General features: G+C 60.1%; 22 protein-coding genes. 8 read left to right on the top strand and 14 right to left on the bottom strand.

Going from position 1 to position 24,628, the window contains the following annotated elements; translation table 11 throughout:
• Position 1 precedes the first annotated feature (1 nt).
• Positions 2–385, bottom strand: a complete 384-nt coding sequence (locus BLV11_RS00235; RefSeq protein ID WP_245725866.1) for a DUF2237 family protein — start codon at positions 383–385, stop codon at positions 2–4.
• A 137-nt stretch (positions 386–522) separates the two neighbouring features.
• Between BLV11_RS00235 and BLV11_RS00230 the strand changes: the two genes are divergently transcribed.
• On the top strand, positions 523–2,796 hold the full coding sequence (locus BLV11_RS00230) for an ATP-dependent helicase (protein ID WP_091810938.1): 2,274 nt from the start codon (positions 523–525) through the stop codon (positions 2,794–2,796).
• A gap of 224 nt (positions 2,797–3,020) precedes the next feature.
• The gene (locus tag BLV11_RS00225; protein ID WP_091810937.1) at positions 3,021–4,229 is read left to right on the top strand and encodes an OmpA family protein; all 1,209 of its coding nucleotides are present in this window, start codon (positions 3,021–3,023) and stop codon (positions 4,227–4,229) included.
• Between the two features lie 102 nt (positions 4,230–4,331).
• On the opposite strand, the gene BLV11_RS00220 is transcribed toward BLV11_RS00225, so the two are convergent.
• Together BLV11_RS00220 and BLV11_RS00215 are read right to left on the bottom strand one after the other, a co-directional pair.
• Positions 4,332–5,771, bottom strand: coding sequence for a hypothetical protein (locus BLV11_RS00220; RefSeq protein WP_091810936.1), 1,440 nt, complete (start codon positions 5,769–5,771; stop codon positions 4,332–4,334).
• Positions 5,761–5,982 (bottom strand): hypothetical protein, encoded by a 222-nt coding sequence (locus BLV11_RS00215; RefSeq protein ID WP_091810935.1) that lies wholly within the window; start codon positions 5,980–5,982, stop codon positions 5,761–5,763. The genes BLV11_RS00220 and BLV11_RS00215 overlap by 11 nt, the downstream gene beginning before the upstream one ends.
• 116 nt (positions 5,983–6,098) lie before the next feature.
• Here BLV11_RS00215 and BLV11_RS00210 point away from each other — a divergent pair, with 116 nt between their 5' ends.
• Genes BLV11_RS00210 through BLV11_RS00200 form a run of 3 tightly spaced genes read left to right on the top strand, consistent with a single transcriptional unit; the run spans position 6,099 to position 8,599 of the window.
• Complete coding sequence (locus BLV11_RS00210) at positions 6,099–6,827, top strand: Abi-alpha family protein (RefSeq protein ID WP_091810934.1); 729 nt, start codon at positions 6,099–6,101, stop codon at positions 6,825–6,827.
• Positions 6,828–6,869: 42 nt separating this feature from the next.
• Entirely contained in the window at positions 6,870–8,099 is a 1,230-nt protein-coding gene (locus tag BLV11_RS00205) for a DUF445 domain-containing protein (protein ID WP_091810933.1), read from the top strand.
• Between the two features lie 29 nt (positions 8,100–8,128).
• Complete coding sequence (locus tag BLV11_RS00200) at positions 8,129–8,599, top strand: DUF4124 domain-containing protein (RefSeq protein ID WP_091810932.1); 471 nt, start codon at positions 8,129–8,131, stop codon at positions 8,597–8,599.
• Positions 8,600–8,621: 22 nt separating this feature from the next.
• Here BLV11_RS00200 and BLV11_RS00195 read toward each other — a convergent pair whose 3' ends face one another.
• Genes BLV11_RS00195 through BLV11_RS00185 form a run of 3 tightly spaced genes read right to left on the bottom strand, consistent with a single transcriptional unit; the run spans position 8,622 to position 11,948 of the window.
• Complete coding sequence (locus BLV11_RS00195; RefSeq protein WP_091810931.1) at positions 8,622–9,830, bottom strand: methyltransferase; 1,209 nt, start codon at positions 9,828–9,830, stop codon at positions 8,622–8,624.
• Positions 9,831–9,833: 3 nt separating this feature from the next.
• A complete protein-coding gene (locus BLV11_RS00190; RefSeq protein ID WP_091810930.1) occupies positions 9,834–11,105 on the bottom strand; it encodes a D-amino acid dehydrogenase in 1,272 nt (423 codons plus the stop codon).
• Between the two features lie 18 nt (positions 11,106–11,123).
• On the bottom strand, positions 11,124–11,948 hold the full coding sequence (locus BLV11_RS00185) for a polyphosphate kinase 2 family protein (protein WP_091810929.1): 825 nt from the start codon (positions 11,946–11,948) through the stop codon (positions 11,124–11,126).
• A 103-nt stretch (positions 11,949–12,051) separates the two neighbouring features.
• On the opposite strand from BLV11_RS00185, the gene BLV11_RS00180 reads away from it, so the two are divergent.
• Positions 12,052–12,861, top strand: coding sequence for a TatD family hydrolase (locus tag BLV11_RS00180; protein ID WP_091810928.1), 810 nt, complete (start codon positions 12,052–12,054; stop codon positions 12,859–12,861).
• A gap of 76 nt (positions 12,862–12,937) precedes the next feature.
• Positions 12,938–14,146 carry a cyclic di-GMP phosphodiesterase gene (locus tag BLV11_RS00175; RefSeq protein ID WP_091810927.1) on the top strand — a complete coding sequence of 403 codons (1,209 nt, stop codon included), beginning with the start codon at positions 12,938–12,940 and terminating at the stop codon, positions 14,144–14,146.
• Here the strand turns inward: BLV11_RS00175 and BLV11_RS00170 are convergent.
• The 7 genes from BLV11_RS00170 to BLV11_RS18270 all read right to left on the bottom strand — a co-directional run bounded on the left by BLV11_RS00170 (position 14,143) and on the right by BLV11_RS18270 (position 21,750).
• Positions 14,143–15,051 (bottom strand): LysO family transporter, encoded by a 909-nt coding sequence (locus tag BLV11_RS00170; protein WP_091810926.1) that lies wholly within the window; start codon positions 15,049–15,051, stop codon positions 14,143–14,145. The genes BLV11_RS00175 and BLV11_RS00170 overlap by 4 nt on opposite strands.
• 45 nt (positions 15,052–15,096) lie before the next feature.
• Complete coding sequence (locus tag BLV11_RS00165) at positions 15,097–15,423, bottom strand: DUF2288 domain-containing protein (protein WP_091810925.1); 327 nt, start codon at positions 15,421–15,423, stop codon at positions 15,097–15,099.
• A gap of 74 nt (positions 15,424–15,497) precedes the next feature.
• Complete coding sequence (locus BLV11_RS00160; protein WP_091810924.1) at positions 15,498–15,881, bottom strand: response regulator; 384 nt, start codon at positions 15,879–15,881, stop codon at positions 15,498–15,500.
• Between the two features lie 28 nt (positions 15,882–15,909).
• Entirely contained in the window at positions 15,910–18,540 is a 2,631-nt protein-coding gene (locus tag BLV11_RS00155) for a GAF domain-containing protein (protein WP_091810923.1), read from the bottom strand.
• Between the two features lie 15 nt (positions 18,541–18,555).
• Positions 18,556–19,713 (bottom strand): HDOD domain-containing protein, encoded by a 1,158-nt coding sequence (locus tag BLV11_RS00150; protein WP_091810922.1) that lies wholly within the window; start codon positions 19,711–19,713, stop codon positions 18,556–18,558.
• A complete protein-coding gene (locus BLV11_RS00145; protein ID WP_091810921.1) occupies positions 19,710–21,404 on the bottom strand; it encodes a diguanylate cyclase in 1,695 nt (564 codons plus the stop codon). Before BLV11_RS00145 ends, BLV11_RS00150 begins: the two co-directional genes overlap by 4 nt.
• A 136-nt stretch (positions 21,405–21,540) precedes the next feature.
• On the bottom strand, positions 21,541–21,750 hold the full coding sequence (locus BLV11_RS18270; protein WP_175528240.1) for a hypothetical protein: 210 nt from the start codon (positions 21,748–21,750) through the stop codon (positions 21,541–21,543).
• Between BLV11_RS18270 and BLV11_RS00140 the strand changes: the two genes are divergently transcribed.
• Positions 21,682–23,136: a B-box zinc finger protein gene (locus BLV11_RS00140; RefSeq protein WP_091810920.1), complete on the top strand. Its 1,455-nt coding sequence runs from the start codon at positions 21,682–21,684 to the stop codon at positions 23,134–23,136. The two genes, BLV11_RS18270 and BLV11_RS00140, sit on opposite strands and share 69 nt — an antisense overlap.
• An 11-nt stretch (positions 23,137–23,147) precedes the next feature.
• Here BLV11_RS00140 and BLV11_RS00135 read toward each other — a convergent pair whose 3' ends face one another.
• On the bottom strand, positions 23,148–24,605 hold the full coding sequence (locus BLV11_RS00135; protein ID WP_091810919.1) for a rhomboid family intramembrane serine protease: 1,458 nt from the start codon (positions 24,603–24,605) through the stop codon (positions 23,148–23,150).
• Positions 24,606–24,628 lie beyond the last annotated feature (23 nt).

Here is a 24,628-nt window from a genome sequence, read left to right as displayed (position 1 = left end):
ATCAGTTAAGGTCGATGGCGTAACGCTTCAGGTCTTCAAGATTACAGACATCCAGGGTGGCAAGATGGGTTGACCGTACCCGCACCCGCGGCGCGCAATCAGCATCCAGTGCTTCCAGCCAGCGGGACGCACACAGGCACCAGCTGTCACCCGCCTGCAACCCGGGAAAGCCAAAAGCCGGTACCGGCGTGCTGAGATCGTTCCCCCTCGACTTGGAAAAGGCCAGAAACTGATCCGTCATCACCGTGCATACCGTGTGCTGACCGAGATCATCCGGGCCGGTGTTGCAGCAGCCGTCACGGTAATACCCAGTCAGGGGCTCGTTACCACAGGGCTCCAGCGCCTCCCCCAAAACATTTACCGACTCGTCCATTACCACTGCCATTGTGTTTCTCCCACTTTCATCGTCTGGCTACGGGCCAGTGCCCACACCGGCTTTCGCGCCAGCATCTGTCTATGTCCTGCGCGGCTATTATGGTGGACGCCTGACACCGATGCCAGTTGCCGACTACAATAGCCGCCATGTCCGAGCACCTCCCCGATTTCCTCACCGACGAACAGCGCGCCATCATCACTGCACCCTATGAGCACGTGGTGATTACGGCGGTGGCTGGCAGTGGCAAGACCTTCACCCTGGCCTGGCGTATTCGTCATCTGCTTGAGCAGGGGCACGACCCCAACCGGCTGCTGGTGCTGATGTTCAATCGGAGTGCCCGGGTGGATTTCGAGCGCAAGTTGCGAGACGTTACCCAGGGCAGCGGCCTCGCGTTACCAGAGATCCGCACCTACCACGCCATGGGCCTGCGGCTTTACCGTCGCTTCATTCAGGAAGGCATACTGCCAGCCTTCTCCGAAAACATCCTCAGTGACCAGGAGATCAACTTCCAGGTGTGGCGACTGACCCGGGAGCTGGCTCCCGCGGAGCTGAGCGATGACATTCGCCGCAACAAGAAAGATTACGTGGAAACCGCGACCAGCTTCATTGATCTGGTCAAGACCACCCTGTCGCCGGTGGATGTGGTCTTCGAGGACCTCGGTTATACCGACAAGCACCGTTACCTGATTGAGCTGTTTCACAGCTTTGAACAATGGCGCAAAAGCCACAGCCGCATCAGCTATGCCGACATGCTGTATGAACCGGTGATGGCAATCCACCAGACCCCAACACTGCAGAAACTGGTGGCCAACAAGATGGACTTGATCCTGGTCGATGAATACCAGGACACCAATGAAATCCAGCACCTGCTGCTGCGTTATGTTGCCGGGGACAGGGCCCGGGTGACCGTAGTCGGGGATCCGGACCAGACCATCTATGAATTCCGCGGCGCCCGCCCCGAGTTTATCCTCACCCGTTTCAGCCAGGAGTTCGACAGTCCGCGGGAGCAGACCCTCAGCTACAGCTTCCGCTACGGTCATCGGGTCGCCCTGCTGGCCAACCATTTGATCCACCACAACCGCGGCCGCAAGGATGTGCTCTGCCACGCCCATCCCAGCACCCCCGCCACCGCTGTCGCCCTGCACGAACACGGCAACGACAGTGAGATGGTGCTGCGACTGCTCAGTGGACAATCGGCCGAATCACTGGCCCAGACCGCTATCCTGTTCCGGGTCTGGAGCCAGAGCGTGGCCATCGAGCTGCAATTGCTGGCCCGCCAGATTCCCTATCGCATCGACGCCGGCAAGGGCGCGCTGTTCAGCCGCGAGGTCGAGGCGGTGACGGCACTGCTGACGGTAACAGCCGGCCCGCTGCCGCAACTGGCGGATGCCGACCGCCTCGATCTTGCCCGCCAGCTGCTGCGCTTTCCTCACGTCGGCCTCAAGGAACCTGAACTCGATCAACTGGCGCAGATGCTCAGCCAGTTTGGCGCCGACTGGGGGCGTCGACTGCTCGACCTGGATTTTACCGCGCTGCCGCCCATGGCAGCCCGCAAGCTCAAGACGCTGGGCGATACCCTGGTAAAACTTGACCGTTTCCAGGGCCCCGCCGCGCAACTGGTGCGCCGCTACGCCGAGAGCACCGAGCTGTTTGACGGCATACGCAGCCTGGCCCTGACCCATGAAACCGCCGATGAACGCATCGATACGGTCCATGGCTTTATCCATTACCTGAGCAGCCTCGACGTTGATGCCAACCGCGCCCTGAATCACCTGCAGGCCCTGCGTCAGCAGGCCAGCCAGAGGGACCAACAGACCGGGGTATTGCTGTCGACAATCCACCGCACCAAGGGTCTGGAATGGGCGCAGGTGATCATTCCGGGGTTGCAGGAGAAGTACCTGCCCTACAGCCCCCGCCAGAGCGACGATCTCAAGGCACTGATGGAAAGCGAACGACGCCTGCTGTACGTGGCCATGACCCGCAGCCGCCAGCAGCTCCACCTGATCACGCGCCCTCAGGGGCAGACCGCCCACCTCGACGGTGACCTCGGCCCCAGCCGTTTTGTACCGGAGCTGTGTTTCAAGCTGTCTGAGCAATTCGGACACTGGCTGGATCAGCGTGACGAAGGCCGCCACGGCTCCGCCAGCGGGCAACTGACCCTGGACTACCCGCTGACCCCGATCAGCGAACGCTACGCCCGGGACTGCAAGGTTGAGCTCAGCAGTCATTCCGAGGCCACCAGCGGCGATAACGGCGGCCCGCTGTGGGCCCAGCCAAGACTACACCACGTCATTTTCGGCCCAGGTGATGTGATCAGTGAAGACGAAAGCGCGTTTGAGGTTCGTTTTGACAGCGGTGACCAGCTCAACTTCAGCAAAAAGAGTGCCCACCTCTATTTTTCCCTGCCCCTGCAAGGCTAACGGTGCGTCAGCAGCGCAAATCAGGCCAATGATGTCCGGTGACCAAAATCAGGTGAACCCTTTTTCCCGAAATACGTCCTTATCTGGACTAGGCAAGAAGGTCTCGATGGCATAAGTTTGCACCCGTACACTGTTTTTTGCCTTTTTAACGATAATAAGTGCGCCTTGCCCAAGGGCCAGGCGCCCTCAAATGACGACTAAAACTCTCGAACAGGAGGTTCGCAATGCCGAGCATGCGCCCACTCACCCTGGCGGTTGTTGCCGCAGCCATCAGTACCCCTTCCATTGCGGAAGACAAGGATTACATCTACATCAATCCGTTCATCGCGTATCAGTACTTTGACGACAAGCGCGATCTGAGCGAAACCGGAACCTTCGGTGCCGGTCTGGAATACCGTTTCACCCCGAGCTGGGCCGTAGAAGCCGTATTCTCCCGCGCCAACGCCGACCGTAAGTACAATCCGGGCGACAGCGACTTTGAAGAAATTCGTCTCGACGGCCTGTATTACTTCGGTGCACCTGAGGAAACCTGGAACCCGTACCTGGCCGTTGGCGCCGGTAACGCCGATTTCGGCGACAGCGCACTGCCGATTTACACCTCCGGCACCAACCACGACGAGACCCGCGTCAACATTGGTGGCGGTGTTCGCTACAACATCTCCGAGATGGTGTCCCTGCGTGGCGATATCCGTGAATTCCACGGCATCGACGAGAGCACCTTCGACACTCAGGTCTCCCTGGGTCTGAGCCTGGCGTTCGGCCTTGCATCCGGCAAGTCCGAGCCAGCCGTGGCGGCTGTGGTCGATTCCGACAATGACGGTGTTGAAGATGGCATGGATCAGTGCCAGAACACCCCGGCCGGTGCTGCCGTTGACGCCAAGGGTTGCGAACTCGATGACGACCGTGATGGCGTCGCCAACAGTGCTGACCAGTGCCCGGCAACTCCGGCGGGTGCCAGCGTTGACGGCCGCGGCTGTGAAACCGACAGTGACAACGACGGTGTGGTCGACAGCAAGGACGAGTGTCCTGACACTGCTGCCGGAGCCGACGTAGATGCCAAGGGCTGTGAAGGTATTGCCGAGACCGTCGAGACCTTCCAGATCGAGGTTCAGTTCCCGACCAACAGTGCTGCCATTGATGACAGCTACGACGCTCAGATCCAGCAGGTTGCCTCGTTCATGAACGAGAACCCGGGGACCATCGTGGAAATCGCCGGTCATACCGATAGCGCAGGTAACGACGACTACAACCAGGCTCTGTCCCAGCGTCGCGCCGAAGCCGTCGCACGTCGCCTGACCGAAAATCTGGGTGTTGAAGCCGACCGCGTCAGCGCCGTAGGTTACGGTGAGGCCGAGCCGGTTGCCGACAACGGAACCGCTGCGGGCCGTGCCCAGAACCGTCGGGTAGAAGCCCGCATTCAGGTTCGCCGCTAAGTCAGCCGCAGAACCCCGGCGGAGTCCGCTCCGCCGACCTTCGAAGCCGCGACCCTGGTCGCGGCTTTTTTGTAGGGGCAGTACCTGTTATGGCGGCGGGTACTAGGACCGGGCGCCACCGAACAGCGCCAGCCCCGCATTCTCGGCATAACCTTTCAGGGTGCTGTAGGTTTTGGCCGACTGCCACTGCACCACTTCGGCGAGACCGGCGAACTGGCCGGGAGATTTGAGTCGGCCGAGCACCGACATCAGGTTCTTCCAGTCCACCTCCCGCAGGTTATCCGCGCGATTCAGCAGGCGCTCAAACAACGCGCCGTGATCCAGAGCCAGCAGACTGGCGAACAGTTCCTGACTGCGTCGAGACAGTACCCGGGCAAAACGCATCAGGGTGGAAATCTGGCCGCTGCTGATGGCGGCGCGGATCAGCGGCCCCAAAACCACGCTGTCGGTAAACACCGACAAGGTGGCCAGCTCGTCCAGTTCCTGGTCCTGCAACCGTCCCATCAGCGTCAGAATCAGATCACCCCGCTTTTCCTGGATGGCCGTCTGCACAAACGTTTCAAGAATCGTGCCCCCCATCTTCATCCCTACCCGGGTCACGTAGGCCTGCAGGTCGCCGTTCATGGCGTCGATCAGGGGCAACGTATTCGCCATCAGGCCTTCGTCATAGGCCGCCCGTACCAGATGCCCCAGGGTCGCCTCATCCCGCAGCGCCTCAAGGTGCACCAGCATTGGCCGATGCCGGGCCTTGACGGTATCGATGGCACGCAGAATGGGCCCCCACAGGCCCTGTTGATCAGCCACCCGGATCAGTTCGTTGAGCACCTCGGGGTCCCGCACCACCATCAGGTTCGTGATACGGCCCTTGAGATCCCGCCCCACCTGATCAATCATCCACAGCATCAGTGGCCAGACCGTCCTGTCGGCGGCCCCCGCCAGAATAATTTCATTGAGCCGGGCGTTATCCACCAGGCGGATGACATTCCCCAGCTTGTCCGGCTGCTCCATGTAGATCACCGTCCGCAGTAGAGCAACATTGTCATCGACCCGGTCCAGGATTGCCCGAATCGCCTGAGGGTCCAGCGCATCCGTGAGCTGGCCGGCGTGGACATAGTGTTCCTGAGTAATCAGCAGGCTTGCGGCCTCAGCCACCTGATCGGGTTCAATATGCGCCACTAGTGACCTCAGCACCCGCGGATCAGCCTCAGCGGTGGCCGCCGCAATAAAATCTGCAGACAACCTGCGGGCAACCCGGCCAACATAATGCGGCTCAAAAAATGGCAACAACCGCGCGGACAGCAACGGCCCCATTCGTTGGGCCATGCTGGCCACCTGGCTCAGACGCATCAGTTTTGCCATCCGGGCAAGACGGCGGAAGCGGGCAGCGTATAGCCGGCCCTGGCCGTCCAGAGCGGCGTTACGTAGCGAGCGGATCCCCTCCACTGAGCAGGTCCCGGCCGCCCGTCGCAACGCCGGATCCATGGTCCCGATAACAGCCTCCAGCTTGTCGATTTCAACCGCTCGTTGCAGATTACTGATCATCAGTCGACCCCGTACCGGAACCGGTTGTTGCAGAGCCGCTCAGCGCCATTGCCCAACGGGCATAAAGTGGCATACCCTTTTTGGCCTTACTCCATTCTTCGGCTATCCGGCTCTCATGGTCGCTCAGTACCTGCCGAATCTGCGCCTGAACCTGACGGCTGAAGTCATCATCGGGCGACGGAGAAACACCAGAGGAGTCAAAATAGGTCATAGCCCACCTTTTTTTATCGGGTTTATTGTGAGTCTAGTTACCTTAGTTTATTTTAGCTCTGTGACGCATGTCACAATCATGCCAACAAAACAACAATCCGTGTCAGGCTAGGCGTTATGACGAATGGAAAGTCCAAAGACACCCTCCCTGCTACCCTGGGAGACGGACACAAGGGATTAAACCGTTTTCTGGCAGGCCGGGTGGTATCAACCGGATTCCAGATCGCCACCCAGCTCTACGATGAAGTCGAACAACGGGCTCTGCAGAGCATCAAGCGCAAGCTCGATCAGGTCGATTCCCAGGCGCAGGAGCACGATGGCAGCACGCTGCCACAATTGCTGCGCCCGAACGCTCACGGCCTGTTGTCGGAGCTTTACCAGCGCTCCCTGAACCAGACTCCCGATTCGGCCTGGGACGACCTGCTGACCCTGCTGACCCAGCAACTGGTACCCGACGAACTGCGGGTACTGGCAGCGCTCGCCGACGGTGACAAACACCCCGCCTGCCATCTGGATGCCGTAAACCGGCTCGGTACCAAATCATTCAGGGTGAGAAGTTATCTCAGCCGGACGCCGCAAGAGTCAGGCATAATGCTGCCTGAGATGGCCCCGGTTTACCTGAAACACCTGCTGAACCTTGGGTTGCTGGAAGCCGGTCCCGAAGTTTCAGGCCACACTCCCCGCTATGACACCATTGAGAATGGGCTCGATGTTCGTGCCGCCATCGCTGACCTCAATGGCAATGGCAGCAACCTGAAGCCCCGTTTTCAACGTTTCAGCGTGCGCCTTTCCGGTTTGGGACAACGATTCTGGGAAGCGTCCCTGGTCGCCAGGCATTCCGGTTAATCACCCGTCTCAGAACACAATCGCCGTCCGGACAATACGAGCATGATGGAAGCACTACTCACGGAGTTTATCGACAATCTTTGGCTGTACTTGTCCATGCCAGTGATCAGCGGCATTGTTGGCTACGGCACCAACGTGCTCGCCATCAAAATGATGTTCGAACCGCTGGAATTTATCGGTAAGCCTCCATTTCTGGGCTGGCAGGGCATCGTTCCGCGGCGGGCGGCAAAAATGGCCGCCATTTCGGTGGAAACCATCACGACACACCTCATTTCCCAGCAGGAGATCTTTGCCAGGCTGGACGCTGAACGGGTCGCCGACGAGCTGGAGCCCGTACTCAACGACATGGTCGAGAACATTGTCGATCAGGTGATGACCGAGTACGAACCCGGGTTCTGGGAAGCTCTGCCGCAGTTCGTCAAACGCCAGATCTACCAGCGAGTCAAGCGCGACGCCCCCAGGCTGATCAATGAGATCATGCAGCAGCTCAAGCTCAATATTTCCCAGATGTATGATCTTGAAGACATGGTGGTCACCAAGCTGTGTGAGGACAAGGCCCTGCTCAACCGCATATTCAGTGAGGTGGGCGCTCAGGAGTTCACTTTCATTGGCCGCTCCGGCCTGTACTTCGGCTTCCTGTTCGGGTTGGTCCAGATGCTGGTCTGGTTGTTCTTCCAGCAGGGCTGGCTGCTACCCGCCTTTGGCCTGTTGGTAGGGTACGCCACCAATGCCATCGCCCTGAAAATGATCTTCAGCCCGAAAGAGCCTGTCAAAGTCGGCCCTGTGACCTTCCAGGGGCTGTTCATGAAACGCCAGAAAGAAGTGTCCCGGGACTACGGCCGACTGGTGTCGTCTTATGTACTCACACCCGCCAATATCGTCGAGGGCATTCTCAAAGGGCCCTATTCCGATAAGGTGTTTGACATGATCGGGCGCCATGTTCAGCGTGCCGTTGATGAACAGACCAATCTCGCCAAGCCGTTTGTTACCTTTGCCGTCGGCACCCAGACCTACCGTGAGATGAAAGCGCGGGCGGCAGAGCAACTGATTGCCAGCCTGCCCACGACCCTCAAGCACATTGAAGACTACGCCGATGAGGCACTGGACCTGGAAAATACCCTGTCGACGAGGCTTGAAAGTCTCAAGCCGCAACAGTTTGAAGGCATGCTAAGGCCTGCGTTCGAGCAGGACGAGTGGATTCTGATAACCGTAGGCGCAGCACTGGGGCTGGCCGTGGGCTTCTTCCAGCTGGTCGTCATGTTTGGCGGCTGAAGCTACCAGGCCGCACAGGAGGACTCCCGATGAGATACCAGCTACTACTGTGGCTGTTGCTCCTGGCCAGTGTTACCCAGGCCGAGGTCTACCGCTGCGAAGGGCCCAACGGCACGACCTTCACTGACCGACCCTGCAGCGGTGAGGGCAGCCGGATCGAGGTACAGGACAATCGCATCGGCGGGCAATTTGACCAGAACCTGCCGCCGGAACAACCCTCCCCCATGCCAGACTCCGGAGCCGAAGCCACCCCTGTCCCGGAATCTCCCTGTCGCTTCATCAACTCCACAGACCTGCGCACCTATCTGATTCGCGGCCAGGTCGTGGTCGGCATGACCCGGGAGCAGGTTCGCGAGGCCTTTGGGCCACCGCCGGAAACCTACCCGGTCCCTCAGGAAACCTGGATCTATCAGACTGATTACTACGGCAAGCTGTATGAACTCACCTATGTGTACTTCCGGGAAGGGTGTGTGGAATCCGTGGTATACCGAAAACCCTAGGCATGCGTGAAGCCGCACGGGGTTAGCGGTGGGCGTCCAGCAACAGGTTGCGCGGGGTTAGCCGGCGGTCGCAGAACGTCCCCAGGCGGACCTGATAACCCTGCTCCTGCAGGAACAGGGCGTAGTCCAGCACCAGCCAGCACTCCAGCGGCCGCCGGAACAGGTGACGCACCAGCTCATGGCGTCGCAACTGACGCTGCCGGGCCTCTCCGGCCGCCAGCCAGTGCGCAGGGTCCCATTGCGGCGGTATCGTCAGCCCCTTGGTGCGCGCGGCCCAGTCGCAAAAATCGGCAAAACCCCGGTGGTTCAGCGCTGTCGGGTGAGACGGCACCGGCAGGTAGTCATCGCACCCCCGCAAGTGTCGTTGCAAGCCATCGAAGCCCAATCGCCAGATCTCGGTCTGACGCCGCAATCCCCGTACCCGGGCCGGCGCTGTGACGGTTTCCTGGACCACCAGCCGCAGGCTGCTGAAACTGACCTGGCAGGCGTCCGGCGCCGTCGTTACCTGCCGGGACAGCGGGCGGTAGTCACCGGCGTGGCCAAGGTGATAGCAGCACGGAGAAATACTCAGTCGCACCGCTCCCTGAGCCGCGCCCTGGCGCAGCAATTGACGATGCAGCTCACCACAGGCATGAAGCGCGACTCCGTGGATCCCCCCGGGCAATACCAGACTGCCCGCCATGACATCCTGGCACTGCAACTGCACGCCGCGGCCGGCCTTTACCGCCAGGCGGTTGCCATCGACAACCAGCGCCTCATCCCACTCAAATCCGGCCACCGGTTGCGGCGCGTGAACGCTCAGCGTTCGTGCCAGATGCCCCTTGCCGCAACACCAGTCCAGCACCGGGGCCTCCAGTGGCAACACCGCAGAGGCAAAAGCGCCCGCCTGCAGGCGTTTGCGGCCGGGCACATCCCGGGCCTGACCTTCCGGAAGGCTGGCGTCACCGTCCGCAAGCTGCGGCCAGGCCAGCAACCCCTCCCGTTCTGCCATCGCCGGCCACAATGGCACCAACGCCCGGCCCAGGGCTTCCATATCAGCACCGTACGACTGGCAGAGGTCATCCGACAGACCAGCCAGCCACTCGGCCAGCTCTGGATAGTGCTCAAGCCAGTCCGGCCGGGGTGTGGTAAACGGAACCGGCTGCCAGAAACTGCGATGTGCCTGCAGCCACTGGTTCAACCGTTGCCAGCGCTGGCGCAGCTCAGCGGGTGCAATAAAGCCTGAGGTCATGATTCAGATCCGAAAACGGTCCGCGCGGAAGGCGTCCAGCGCGATGGCCGAAGGCTCTCCGTCCACCAGTTGGGCCAGCAACTCGGCACTGCCTGCGGACAGGGTCCAGCCGAAGGTTCCGTGCCCGGTGTTGAGATAGAGGTTGTCTCTCGGCCCGCGGCCGAGGATGGCGGGACCATCCGGCGTCATCGGCCGGAAACCGGTCCAGCTGGATGCCTGATCAAGGTCGGCACACCCAGGAAACCGGGACGCGACCGATTTACGAATGGTCGCCAGCCGCGCTTGCGGAGTGTCACGGCGGAAGTCACTGAGCTCAACAAAGCCGGTGGCCCGCAGGCGCGAGCCCAAGCGGGTCGAGACCACCTTGAAGTTGTCGTCATGAACGGTGGACAGGGGTGCTTTCGCCGTCTCCAGCAACGGCGCAGTCAGCGAGTAGCCCTTAACCGGATAGATCGGCAGTTGCAGGCCCAGGTCGGCCACCAGCATGGGGGACCAGCAGCCTGCAGACACCACAACCGCATCGGCAGCCAGGTCCTCCGCTGCACCATCGGGCTGGCACAGCCGAACCCCGAGGACACGCCGGTCATCGCACAGCAGTCGCTCGACCTGATGGCCATACAGAAAGGCTACGCCCTGGTCACTGCAGGCCGCCGCCAGGCTCCGGGAAAACAGGTGACAATCGCCGGTGCCGTCGGTTTCATAGTGGATGCCACCATGCAACGGGCCGTCGCCGGTCATTCCCGGTTCCAACTCACGCACTTCAATGGGCCCCAACAATCGGTGGGCGATGCCGAACTCCTCAAGCAAAGCAGCAGTTTTCCGGTATTCGGCCATCATTGCCGGCGTACTGGCCAGCTGCAGCACCCCCCGACTATCACCATCGAAATCCAGGGCCAACTGCTGTTCCAGTTCCGCAAAACACTGGCGGCTATAGACCCCCATCTGCAACATCGCCCGCTTGTTGAGACCATAGACGCCGGGGGCAAAGGCAAACCGCAGTGACGCCAGCAGGAAACGGACCGTGGCCGGGGATGGCGGCAGGTGCATTTTCAGCGGGCCATCGGTGCTGACCAGCCAGGGCAACGCCTGTCGTACCATGGCGGCTGAGGCCCAGGGATAGACCACACCGTACGAACGCTGTCCGGCGTTACCGAAACTGGTTTCAAGGCCGGCCCCTTCCAACCGTTCCACCACCGTCACCTGATGGCCACGGCGGGCCAGGGCGTAGGCAGATGTAACGCCGACCACGCCGGCACCGATCACAACGATGTGCATTCGCGCTCTCCTTGGCTTTTACTCACTTGTAGTCAGTAACTCACGATAATGGGCGATCACATCAGGATCATGCTCGGGGTAGTCCGGTGCCAGCGCCTGCAGGCGCTCGGCAACAATGGCAGCAACAATGGCCCGGGCTTCACCCTTGTTGTTGCCCGGCACAATATGCCAGGGCGCCTCGTCGGTGTGGGTGGCGGCCAGGGCTTCGCTGGCAACACGGTGGTATTCCCGGCGCCGGCGCCAGGCCTCGACGTCAGAGGTAGCAAACTTCCAGCGTTTACGGACTTTGTCCAGTCGCGTCAGCAGGCGTTTACGATGCTCATCCTCAGACAACCGCAGCCAGATCTTGATGATGGTGGTGCTTTCCCTGACCAGGTGCCGTTCAAAACTCCGGATCGCATCATAGCGGGCCGGCCAGTCATAGTGTTCCGGCGCCCGCACCGGCCACAAGCGTTCAGCCATCACCGCCTCATGATAACTGCGATTGAACGCCACCATCTGGCCAAGTTCCGGCAGGTACGGCACGGTGCGCCAGAGAAAGTCGTGACGGGCTTCAGTGTCATTGGGCCGGCTGAACGACCAGGCATGAAATCCGGCCGGATCAGCGTAGGTGGCGAGGGTCCGGATCAGGCTATCCTTGCCGCTGGCGTCGGTGCCGTGGACGATCACCAGCAGCGCCCGTTCGCCGTTGGCCCACAGTCGACGCTGGTACTCGCCAATCAACGCCAGGCTGTCGTCCAGAGGTGGCACACCATCCGTCTCACCGGGCCCGGTGGCATAGTCTTCGAGGTCCGGTCGGGCCGGGTCGAAATTCCAGCGGCGGCCGCAGGGGACTTCCGTCATCACATACTCCTGTTACCACACCACCGTCACCCGGGCTGGGGACAGACCGGATGGAGATGGTAAACTGCGGGTTCCTTTCAGATTAGCAGCACCCGAGCCGTTCATGAGCAAGAAAAAACGCGACATTCCGGTCTTTGAGCACCCACTCATCGAAACCCACTGCCACCTGGACTACCTCAAGGACCAGCCTCTGGAGGATATCCTAACAGAGACCCAGCGGGTCAATATCGAGCGGGTGATTACCATTGCGGTGTCGCCAGACAATCTGGCCCGGGTACGTGAGCTGACCCAGGCTGCCCCCTGGATTTTCGGCACCCAGGGCATCCATCCCCACGATGCTGAACAATACACCGATGATGTCGAAGCGGAAATCCGCCAGCACAGTCGCGATGACAAGATCGTCGCAGTCGGCGAAATCGGTCTGGACTACTACTACGACAATGCCGACCGGGCCGTCCAGCGGGAAGTGTTCCGGCGCCAGCTGCAGCTGGCCTGCGAGGCCGATCTGCCGGTCGTGATTCACAGCCGGGATGCCGACGACGACACAATCGACATCCTGCGGGAGTTTGAATCGTCGCTGACCCGCCGCGGCGTCATCCACAGTTTCACCTCCGGCCCCGGACTGGCCCGCTACGCCCTCGATCAGGGCTGGTGTCTGGGCTTTAACGGTATCGCCACCTTCAACAAAGCGGACAATGTCCGCGATATTATCCGCATGACCCCGATCGGGCAGATTCTACTGGAAACCGACGCCCCGTTCCTGACACCCGTACCTTACCGGGGCCGGGAGAACGCGCCGTTCTATATCCCCTTCGTGGCGGAAAAAGTCGCGGAAGTGAAGGGGCTGGATGTCACCGAGGTGGTACAGCAGACGTACCGGAACAGTCGCCGTACATTCCATCGCCTGGGCTGACAGATCAACATTGATTGCAGGACCGGGGCCGGTATAGTGAAGGGATATCCGGCCTCACCTGAGCGCTGCTGTCGCCATGATCAAACGTATCCCAGTTACTGCCCTCAGGGTCGGCATGTACATTACCGACCTCAACAATGACTGGATTCCTCACAATACCCGCAATCGTCGCGGCTTCCTCCGCAACGACGCCACCATCGCGAAGATTCAGCAGATGGGGGTGGCCTATGTTTACATCGACACCGAACGAGGCCTGGACAGCCAGGACGCCGAACCGGTTTCCGACGTCGACCGTCGCAACCAGAGCCAGCTGGAACAAGCCGCTGCCCTGAAACCTACGCAACCTCGACAGTTGTCTTTGGCGGAAGAGATTGTCGTCGCCCAGCAGATCCATGGCGAAGCCCAGGGGCTGGTCAGCAGCGCCATGCAGGATGTAAAACTCGGCCGTGCCATTGACCTGTCATCCATCAACGTGCTCGCTGAGAGCCTGCAACAGTCGGTACTCCGCAACGCCAATGCACTCAGCTGCCTGGGCCGTATTCGCGAAAAAGACAATTACCTGATGGAGCACTCAGTCAATCTGAGTGTGCTGATGTCGCTGTTCGGCAAAGCCATGGGTTTTCCCCATGAGGTGCTGCACCAGACCATCGTTGGCGCCCTGCTCCACGACATCGGCAAGATACTGACGCCCGCAGCGGTCCTCAACAAACCGGGCAAACTCAGCGCGGCCGAATTCGAGATCATGAAGCAACATGCCCGCCATTCCCGGGACATCCTGATGGCCACCGACGGCATTGGTGAACTGACGGTGATGACCGCCGCCCAGCACCACGAACGGATGGACGGTTCTGGCTACCCCTTTGGGTTGGCAGGCGAGGAGATTTCGGTCTACGGGCGCATGGTTGCCATTGCCGATGTCTACGACGCCATTACTGCTGACCGGGTCTACCACAAGGGCTTAACACCAACCCAGGGGCTGAAGAAGCTGCTGGAGTGGAGCGGCGATCACCTGGACGCATCGCTGGTTCACCGCTTTATCCGCTGCCTCGGTATTTACCCGGTCGGATCCCTGGTGTTATTGGAGAGTGGCCGGCTGGGGGTGGTGATTGAGACCAACGACAGTGACCAGCGCCTGCCGGTGGTCAGGGTGATGTATCACACCCGGTTCAATGCTGCGATTCCCCTGGAGATCATCGACCTCGCCCGCCCGGGCAACCAGGACCGGATCGTGCAGGCGGTCGACCCGGAAACCTACCGCATCGACATACGTAAGTTCCTGACCTAGCCCAGCGACAGCAGTACGCCCATCAGGATCGGGGAAACGAACGACAGGATGAATCCGGAGGCAATCGCCACTGGCACACAGTCGAGGCCGCCGCTACTGCGGATAATCGGCAGGGTGAAATCCATCGCCGTGGCACCGCCGTAACCGATGGCCATGGCCGGGCGACGGGGAATCAGCAAGGGAATGATGGCCAGGGCAATAATTTCCCGCAGCACGTCATTGAGAAACGCCACCCCACCCCAGGCAGGCCCCAGCGCGTCCCCCACGACAATACCGGACAGCGAATACCAGCCAAAACCGGACGTCAGCGCCAAAGCATCATGCCAGGGCAGCGCCAGCATCGGCATCGCGACAAGCCCGGCCACCATTGAACTGAGCATCAGACTGAGCGCCACCCCCAAGCCCTGTCGGTTCATCAGCAAACGGCGCAGTGACAGCCCGGCATTGCGCAATTGCAGGCCAATCAGCAACAGCAGGAACATCAGGGCCCAAGTGGCCAGGTCCTCAACCCAAGTCACCACTGGCAGCAGGAAGTGCCCCAGAATAACGCCGACCAGCACCGCCGCCAGCGGTTTCAAGGCCGCCAGGAACAGCCTGCGGTAGTTGGTGACGCCGGTCTCGCCGCTATCGCGACTGGCCATCGGCTGCCAGTGGTGCCACAACCAGAGACCCAGCATATTGGCCAGTAACAGCGTCAGCACCAGCGTGGCGACCTGAGCCGCCATCTGGCCCAACTGGTCCACCAGCCCTTCCATCTGCCCCAATCCCAGACCCAGCAGGGCCAGAATGAGATACACCAGGCTCTCAACCGCGTGATGAATCACCGTCATCAGCCAGCGCCGCTCAAGCGCAATGGCGAAACCAAGAAACAGCGGCGCCAGAATAAGCAGGGCGTCCGTCAACATGGAAAGTCCTGAATAGCGGAAAAATTAGCAGGTAACTGCAGTCGGTCAGGCGTTCGTCTGCGGCGAACCATCGCGGTCCTGCACCAGCACCCAGGGCGCAATCACCACCGCCCATAGCTCGGCGTTCTGATCGTACCAGGCCTGAGCCATCGCCGGCGGGACATCACCCACCCGACCGGTGGACATCCATTCATCGAACTGGGGCTTGTTATCAGCCACCAGCTCGGCGGCTACATCCAGCAGATCCAGTCCGGCGGCCACACGGACAACATGGCCACGGGCATAGTAGGTTTGCAGGTCATGCCAGGCAATCTGCGAGGTCTCGAGATTCAGCTTGGCCTTGAGTTCTTCCCGTGAAAGTTTCGATGACATGGTTCGTCTCAATGCTCTGTCAGTTCCGGGTGCGAGAGTGTTGGCCAAATTCAGCGCTTTGGCAAGAGCCCCCGTCAAATTTGACTGCGGTTCCAGATCTCCCGCACCTGATCCGAGAGTGTCATTGGATCAAATGGCTTGGCGATGACATCGGCGGCCCCAAGGTCCTTGTACGCCTCGACTTCAGATGACTGGACCTTCGCCGTCATGAAGACCACCGGGACTTCAGCTATGCCAGGCAGCTGCCGCAATGCCTGCAGGGTTTCCGGGCCATCCAGGTGGGGCATCATGACATCGAGCAGAATCAGTTCGGGGCTGAAACTGACCGCCCGCTTCAGCGCTTCTTCTCCGGACTCACACACCGCCACCTCGAATCCCCCCAGGGACACCAGGGCCAGTTCAGTCACCGCACGAATGTCCGGCTCGTCTTCCACATAGAGAATACGTTTAAGTTCCATGGCCAAACTATCGCTCTCCAGTATCGGGTCAGGGCGCTGACACTTCCGGTAAATCGATATAGAACGTTGCCCCACCGCCATCCGTGTTGCAATACCCTATGCGCCCATTCATTTTGTCCGCCAGCTTTTTACTGATCGCCAACCCAAGCCCGGTGCCGCCGACCCTTCGGGAATCCGAACCGTCGGCCTGAGCAAAGGCACCGAACAGACGATGCTGAAAGTTCTCCGGCACCCCCACGCCATGATCAATCACGGCAACACGGGCATAGCCGTCCTCCCTGGTAACCCTGACCTGCACCACGCCACCCTCGTGGGAGAATTTGATGGCGTTGGACAACAGATTGGCCACCACCTGGGTCAACCGCTTAGGGTCCGCCATCGCCCGAATATCCGGAGCGTCGCCGGCCAGTTCACAGCGTACCGAAAACCGTTCAGCGTAACTGTGATTGTCCTCAATCACCCGCGATAGCAATGGCACCAGGGCGCAGGTTTCAAACCTGAAGCTCATCTTCCCGGCCACCAGTTTTTCCATGTCCAGGATGTCATCAATCAGTTCCTGCAGCCGCTCGCTATTTCGCAGGGCCAGCCCAATCATGGTTTCGGCCTGAACCGGCAACGCCCCGGCCACCCCTTTGCTGACCATCGCCAAGGCCGCACTGATGGCGGTCAGCGGTGTTCTCAGCTCGTGGCTGACAGTGGATACAAACTCCCGCTGCATCACCGCCAGGCGTTTCCGTTCGCTGATATCCTCAATGATGGACCAGATCAGGCGACGGCCGCTCGCATCCTCCACCAGCATGCCATAAATGATCACCGGGTAATGGGACCCATCCTTGCGAATGAGCTCCTTCTCATAGGGCCCGAACTGCCCCTTGCTGATCAGGATCTCCCGCTGGATGGCATCTTCAGCCCCATACTCCCCCGGGGTGATATCCCGGTACTCCAGCGCCAATAGCTCCGCACGACTGTAACCGGAAGACACCAGGTAGGCGTCATTGACCTCCAGGAACCGTCCGGAATCCAGCTCATTCAACGCAATCCCCACCGGCGACAGTTCAAACAGTCCCCGTAAACGGGCCTCACTGCGTTTGAGGCTCAGCTCCGAGGCCCGCTGCTGCCGCTGCACCCGGGAAGCTTCCATCAGCTGACCCACGGTCCTCAGTAGTGGCGCCAGGTCCTCCATCATGGATTTTTCATAGCCCTCTGCCCGGTTGGCCAGTCCCATCATGCCGACAAACTGATTGCCATGATAAATCGGCAGCCCCAGAAAGTTCTGAATTGTCGGGTGCCCCTCCGGCGTCCCCGAGCTGCGCGTGTCGTCGGCCAGGCGATTGCTCAGTACCGGCTGACCGGTAGCGATGACTGAACCGAACAGATTATCGAGATTACGGAATTCCAGCCCCTCGGCGATGTTGTCCTCATAGAACCGGCGGGAGGCCTCATTCCAGGCAAGGTTGGTAATGGTATTGGTCTTCAGATATGGGGAACCGTCGCCATCGTGCAGAATTTCGCCGATAAATCCATACTCACTGCCGGTAAAATGCAGGATTTCCTCTAGCAATTCGGCAAAGGCCTGGGGATGCTCCGGGCGATTGATGAAAGAAGCCTGTGCCTGTGCCACCGCCTGCTCCACCTGGCGATATCGCATGAGCTCCGTATCCACCTCCCAACGCTCAAGCAGGAACGAAACCCAACGCTCAAGCAGGAACGAAACCCAACGCGCCAGCAGCTGAACAAACTCGTAATCAAAATCAGAAAAACCCGTCGGCGTCCTCGCGTCCGGAGAGGAAAAGTTCAATGTGCCATAGCAGCGGCCGGCGACTTGCAGTGAGATTCCGATGTAGCTTTCAAGACCGAACTGTCGATAACACGGATGGGAGGCATAGCGGGAACCCGCCATATGATCAATTGCCAGTACCTTGTTCTCCTGCAGGGTTAACGCACAGTAAGTGTCCTTAAGGCTGAACGTCTGGCCATCGGCAAGAGCCCCGGGGGGCGAGACCTGCACAACCACCCGGTAGTCATCATCCCTAATATGGCTGACAATGCCGAAAGGCAGCCTCAGATACTCACAACCCAGCTGTAATCCTGCCCGCAGATGTTCCCTGGGATCCCCCCGACTGTCATTACGCAGCAGGGAGAGCTGTTCCAAAGCCCGGTAATAGCGTTTGCGCTGCCTGTGGCGTATTTCTTCCTCTACACAATCTGCCAGGTCCCTCAGCTGACGCAGCTGAGTGGCCGAAAACTCCCTTGGCTTGTCATCAATGATGCACAGGGTCCCCAGTGCAAAGCCATCGGGAGACACCAGGGGCGCACCCGCATAGCAACCGATCCACGGACTACCGGTTACCAGGGGGTTATCCCTGAAACGTTCGTCCTCCCGGGTATTCGGCACCACGAAAATCTGATCCTGAAGGATGCTGTGGCCACAGAAGGAAATGTCGCGAGAGGTTTCCCGGACCTCCAGGCCCTGACAGGATTTAAACCACTGCCGCTTCTCATCCACCAGCGACACCAGCGCAATCTTGACCCCGAAGATCCCCTGGGCAAGCCGTGTCAGACGATCAAAACACTCGTCTGCGGGGGTGTCCAGCAGGCCCGTGGCACGCAACGAGTGCAAACGGGCAGTTTCGTTCGCAGGCAGCTCAGGTGTTTTCAAGAAACCCCACTCCCCTTATTCAGCACGGTGCACGTTACCCGTATAGTGACCGGGATCCAGGCCGGCAAAGCTGAGCAGCCGCTGGCACTCGCTGGACTCCGCGTCCCCCCGGGCAACCAGCGCTGCCGCCCGCATGACGATCCGGTCCTGATGGGTTTCGCCACGGGGCAGCGAGTGGATCGCCCCGATCAGCTCCCGCAGGTCGAGCGGAAGACGCCACTGTACCTTTAGACGGTTACCGCAAGGCTGGGCCCAGTTCTTCAGGGCCTTGTCGATCATCCCCTCGTCCAGGCTGTCTCCCCTGTGCAGATACTGTTGCAGCACACTCAACACCACCAGCTCGCCAACAAGACTGAGCAAACCGGCCGTGTAGGCCTGGTTTCCGCTATCCAGTTGCAGATCACGAAACATGACCCGAGCCTGAGTTCCAACCGACTCGCTCTGGCTCTGAAAGCCTTCCGCCCTTTCTCTGAGTCGGCTATCGGTCAGGCTGTGGGTGGTATCGAGAGCCAGCCCCAGCGCCAGGTTCAGTGACATCTGGGTACCCACGACCTTGATGGCGTCCTCCAGTGTCCGGACTGGCTCACCGGTCATTTTGAATCGGCTGCGGTTAGCCACTTCCAGCAAGCGGGTGGTCACCCCGGTTTCCTCTCGCCACCGCTCCGCGAGCTGGGAGACATCCAGCTCCTGGGGACGCTGCATCAACTCGAGGATATCGGCGATTTCCAGCGTCGTGGGCAACTGGAATGGCCCCTCACAGACATCCGCCAGCATCTGTTCCAGATCACCGCTACTCGTTTCAGGGTCGGTTTCCGGGGGAAAAATCGTCTTGAGACGGTCACGGACCATTTCCACCCGAAACGGCTTGGAAATGAACCCACTGATCCGGTAGTGCGCAGCGGCAAGCACCGAATCACGGTCACTGCGGCCAGAAATCATCAGAATCGGTACGTCCTGGTCCTGCTTACGGATCTTTCGGACAACATCGAGCCCGGAGCCATCCGGCAGGTTCCAGTCACAGATCAGTAACTGGTATTTCCCCGGTTCCCAGGCGGCCAGGGCCTGTTCCTCAGAAGTCACGATATCGGCGTTCATCCGCGTATAAAGCCCCGCCAGAATGGTTTCCAGCAACTCGGCCATCAGCACATCGTCTTCGAGGATCATGGCTTTCATCCGGAGGCTACCCCTTCCCCAGCACCCGTCTGCCGCATGGAGGAATACAGCGTCACGCCATTGCGGCCGTGATTCTTGCGATGGTACATGGCTTCATCCGCCGCATTCAGGGCCGCTTCGGCACTGCCAAACTCTCCGAGAATCGCAATACCCGCGCTCAAAGTGACCTCAAATTCGGTGTTCTGGCTGGAGAACACCAGGCCGGAGAACTGATCGCACACATCCTGCAGGATCCGTTCCGCCTGCACCTCGTCACAATCCGGCAGAATGACTACAAACTCCTCACCACCATAGCGCCCGATGATATCGCTCTTGCGCAATCGGTGACGCAACAGGTTCGCCAGCGATCGAATCACCGTGTCGCCGGTAGCATGGCCATAGGTGTCGTTGACCGACTTGAAGTGATCCAGGTCCAGCATCGCCACAGCGGCAACCTGACTGTAGCGCTGGCAGCGGGAATATTCTTTGGCCAGTTCCTGTTTGATCAGCGAATGTTTCATCAGCCCCGTGAGGCTGTCCCGGGACGCCAGCTTTGCCAGCTGACGGGCCCGCACACAGCGGGCCTTGACCACCGACACAAGGCGCTCGTCAGAAATCGGCTTTTCAATGAAGTCATCACCGCCCTGGGCAACGGCGGAGATCTGGGTATCGCGATTCTGCTCTGAGGACAGGTAAACAATCGGCAACCCCAGCCACTCCGGCTGGAACCGCACCATCCGGGCCAGGCTGACCCCGGAATAGGGCGCCATATTGATGTCCATCAACAGGATGTCCGGGCGAAATTCGGCCAACTGAGTCATGACCTCAGCAGGACGGGTAATCGTCGAGACGCTCAGCCCCCCCTGATCCAATACCAGCCGGTAATGCTCCGCGAGTTCCTCATCGTCTTCCACCACCATGACCCGGCCGCCGGCGCTCTCTTCCCACTCCTGACTGAGCTGTTCGATGCGATCAGCCAGCGCGGGCACATCCACGGGCAGCGGAAAGAAACCGCCTGCGCCGGTCACTGCCGCGCAGTAGCGGACGTCAAAGGAATCGTCACGGGACAGATAAATCACCAGCTCCCTGTGCAGCTGGCGCTGGTGATCAAAGACCGGTTGCAGTTCATCCTGCAGTTCAATGTTGGCAATGATCGTCGTGATACCGCCGCTCGGGTTACTGGCCAGGAACGCCGGGACACTGTCAAAGGCCACCACCTCATAGCCATAACGGCTCAGGCTGTCGGCCAGTTCCCGGCTCAGGGCCGGATCCGGTTCCAGCAGGTCGACTCGCAGCAGGGCTTCCGGGACGGTTGCCGTCACCGAGTTCTGCAGCACAGGAATAGCACTGTCACCCGCGTCGGCCGCCAGTAGCGACTTCAGGCTATCGAGCCGGGTAAAGAAGTTGACATCCAACACCTGCGCCAGCATTGCCTGCTGGTCAGCGCGCTCGCTATCGACCACCGGCTGGAGACACAACTCCAGTGCTCTGGCGGTCTCTCCAAAAGCGGTAAAGCCGAAGGTACCTGCTGAGCCTGCCAGCCGGTGCAGCCAGTCATGCCCGTCCCGGACGATGGCCAGGCCGGGCTCATCCGGACCCGCAGTTCGCAATCGTCCAATATTGAGGTCCAGCTCAGCAATCACACGGGCAACGAATTGGGATTTAAGCGTCTCCAGTTTTGCAACAACATCCTGGTAACCGCCGTTTGACATTCAATTCTCCCCTGGTCTTCCTATAAGTGCACCAGATACCGGCGATACAACTGACCGCCCAGGCTCCTGGCCGAGATGGATTCCTGTGTTCAAGCCAAACTATAGCCTTCATTTTAACCGGAGACGACTGTCACATTCATACCTGCGCGTCAGATGCGAATTTTGCCTCACAACCGGTGGAGCCGGAGATCACCTTTTGCGATGATGAGCGCAGTGCGCCGATCTCCGGATCACCGCCGTTGTCTTCCCATCCACTGACAGGGCCGTATTCAACACCGTGAAACACGACTGCCACTACCACCCCGGTGATCCGGCCAAATGGCATTGCAGCGAGTGCCAGATCCATTACTGCAGTCGGTGCATGCCCGATGTCGACAACCGTGGCGGCCAGGGGGCTTGCCCCAGGTGCAGCCGCAACCTCCGCTATCTCGGCTCGGCCACAGAGGTCGAACCGTTCTGGAACCGTATCGGCGCCTTCTTCCGTTACCCCTTCCACACCGACCCGTTGATGGTGATTGCCATCTGCACCCTGGTGCCGCTGGCCTTATCGGCGAATCTCATTGGTCTCGTGGTCAGTCTGCTGCTGGCCATGGCACTGCTGAAATATACGTATGCGGTCATCAACCACACCGCTGAAGGCCACATGGCCCCCCCACCGGTCACTACCGCCTTCAGTGGGGAGGGCTTTAGCATTGTCTTCCTGCAGTTGCTGGTCTTTATTGGCATGGGGGCGCTGGTCACGGGCGCCGCGATGCTCGGCGGCCCGTTGCTGGCGATGCTCGCCCTGGCTCTGGTGGTACTGACCCTGCCGGCCAGTATCATGGTGCTGGCCATGGAGCGATCCGCCCTGGCCGCCATCAACCCCCTGCACCTGGTCGGCCTGATTGCCCGTATTGGCTGGCCGTACTTCCTGCTGTATGGCTATCTGGTCCTGCTGACCCTGGCCTCCGGCGCCGCCCAGGATTTTGCCCTGACCCATTTCTCGCCCTGGCTGGCCGGAACCCTTGCAGGCTTCCTCAACAGCACCTTCACCCTGATCCTGTTCCACATGCTCGGCTATCTGCTGTTCCAGTATCAGGAAGAACTGGGTTTTGCCAGCGATCTGCAGGACGAGGAAGGGCCGCAGGAGACGTCTCAGCGTGACCCATCTCAGCGCCTGGATGCGGACATCGACATGGACCTGAAAGATGGTCATTACGACCGGGTTCAGGGGGCGCTGATCTCGGCACTCAAGAAAGATCCGGACAATCGCCAGCGTCTGGAACAACTCTTCCGGCTGCTGACGGCCCGTAATGACAACCGCGAACTGTACCGTCATCATATCGCGCTGCTGGGCTGGCTGGCGGATACCCACAACGGCGCGGGCGTCGCCGATCTGTTGGCGCGACTGGAGCCGATCTCCCCCAGTCTGAAACTGGATGATCCCGAGCTGGCGGAACGCTGTGCGCGCTGCCTCTATCACCAGGGCGAATACCGCAAGGCCCTCGCCCTGCTTCAGGATTTCCACAAGCGTTTTCCGGACAGCCATAGCCTGGCACCGGCCTATGTGCTGGCCGCGCAGATACTGGCCAACGGGCTGGATCAATGGGAAAAGGCAGCGGCGTTCCTCGGCTTCGTCAAGAAACGCTGCCCAAATCATCCGCTGCACAGTCAGGTCGATGACTACCTGCAACAGGTGGCCCGCCGGGAACCGCTGAAAGGCCCCAGAGCGACCTTCACCATCAGCGACTGACAGGCCGGAGACTAGATCGCCTGCGCCGGGCCTCCGAGGAGCGACCGGTAATGGCGAGCTTTGGGCGACATCTGACGCTTGTCGAATTCGTCGGCCAATAACTGACAGGCTTCCTCGACCAATAACGAATCTCCACTGCTCCGTAAACGCTCAAAGGCTTTCTCCGCCAATTTGAGGTTATCCGAGCGCAGGCAGGCGAACAGCACCCGGTTGTGGTCCCCGGCCGCCAGGGGGTGGTGAGCCTCGCCCTTGGCCAGATATTCCTGCCACACCTCGACCAGGCGCTCGGTCAGCTTTTGCCTCAGCGCCTCATTCATCAACTCACAGGTACGTGCACGATACTCAGGCAGATCCGGACGCAGCTTGGCGAGCTGGTACAGGTGCTCAAGCAGCACCAGTCGTTCCGGGTAGCGTTCCCAAAGCGCCCCGAACTGGGCCTTGGCAAGATCAAACTCCATGCGCCCCAGTGTCGCCATCGCCTGAGCGTAAGAGGCCGTAAAGCGCTGATCCTGCGCCTCCTGTTCCGGCTCATAGAACGATTCCCTGACCTGAAACCAACTGCGGCCCAGCAGCAGGATCACCCCGGCGCCGGCGACCAGGCCGCCAGCGTGGGCCATGTACGCGATACCCGTGGCACCGGCAAAATAGTAATCGTAGATTTCCTTGCCCAGCCAGACCGGCAGCATCGCCAGGGCTGGCGCACGAAAGTAGTTGAAGTACACCCAGAAGAAACCAAAGAAACGTATCGTCTGGCGGCCATAGATCGCCACGTACATGCCCATCAGTCCCGCAATAGACCCTGAAGCCCCGACCAGAGGAATGGGGCTGCCCAGTGAAAAGGCGGTAAAAACCAGTCCGGAGACAATTCCGCAGAGCAGATACGCGATCAGGTAGCGTCCGATCCCCAACGCCTTTTCGACCGTGAAGCCAAGCATGAACAGGAACACCATATTGCCGATCAGGTGCCCCCAGCCACCATGGAGAAACTGGTAACTGACCAGTGTCGATGGTGTCAGCTCTGCGGGAACAAGACCGGAGCGAAAGCTGCTGAGTTCCAGGGTCTGCGTGTGGATCGGTTCCCGCAGCTCCTGCCAGCGGGCCCGCTCAGCACTGGCCCAGAGAATGTCGCGATTCTCCTGCATATAGCGATAGAACGACATATCAAAGGCCATCATGCCGGCCTGGCTGACCGTATCCTGTTTCTTGACGGCCCGCTGGAACCGCTCCAGCCGATCGGTCATCCCGCTGGCATTTTCAAGGCCGATCTGCCGTTGCAGGTAGTTCTCGTAAACCGGCGACTCGAGGTCCACCAGGTCCGATGCCAGGTAATTGTCCAACACGGCCTCGGCAATCCGGTCGTCGTCACTCTGGTAAAACACAAAGACCAGAAAGCAGGCCAGCATCAGACCCAGGGTGGCCCAGGGCGGTCGTTTCCAGTTAATGACATTCTCGGCAGGAACAATCAGCATGGGCGGTCACAATTCATCATAAT

Origin of the sequence: Marinobacter mobilis, assembly GCF_900106945.1 — a bacterium.
Classification (GTDB): Bacteria; Pseudomonadota; Gammaproteobacteria; order Pseudomonadales; family Oleiphilaceae; genus Marinobacter; species Marinobacter mobilis.
Note: the sequence above shows the minus strand (reverse complement) of the source record. Positions and strands in the feature narration are given on the sequence as shown.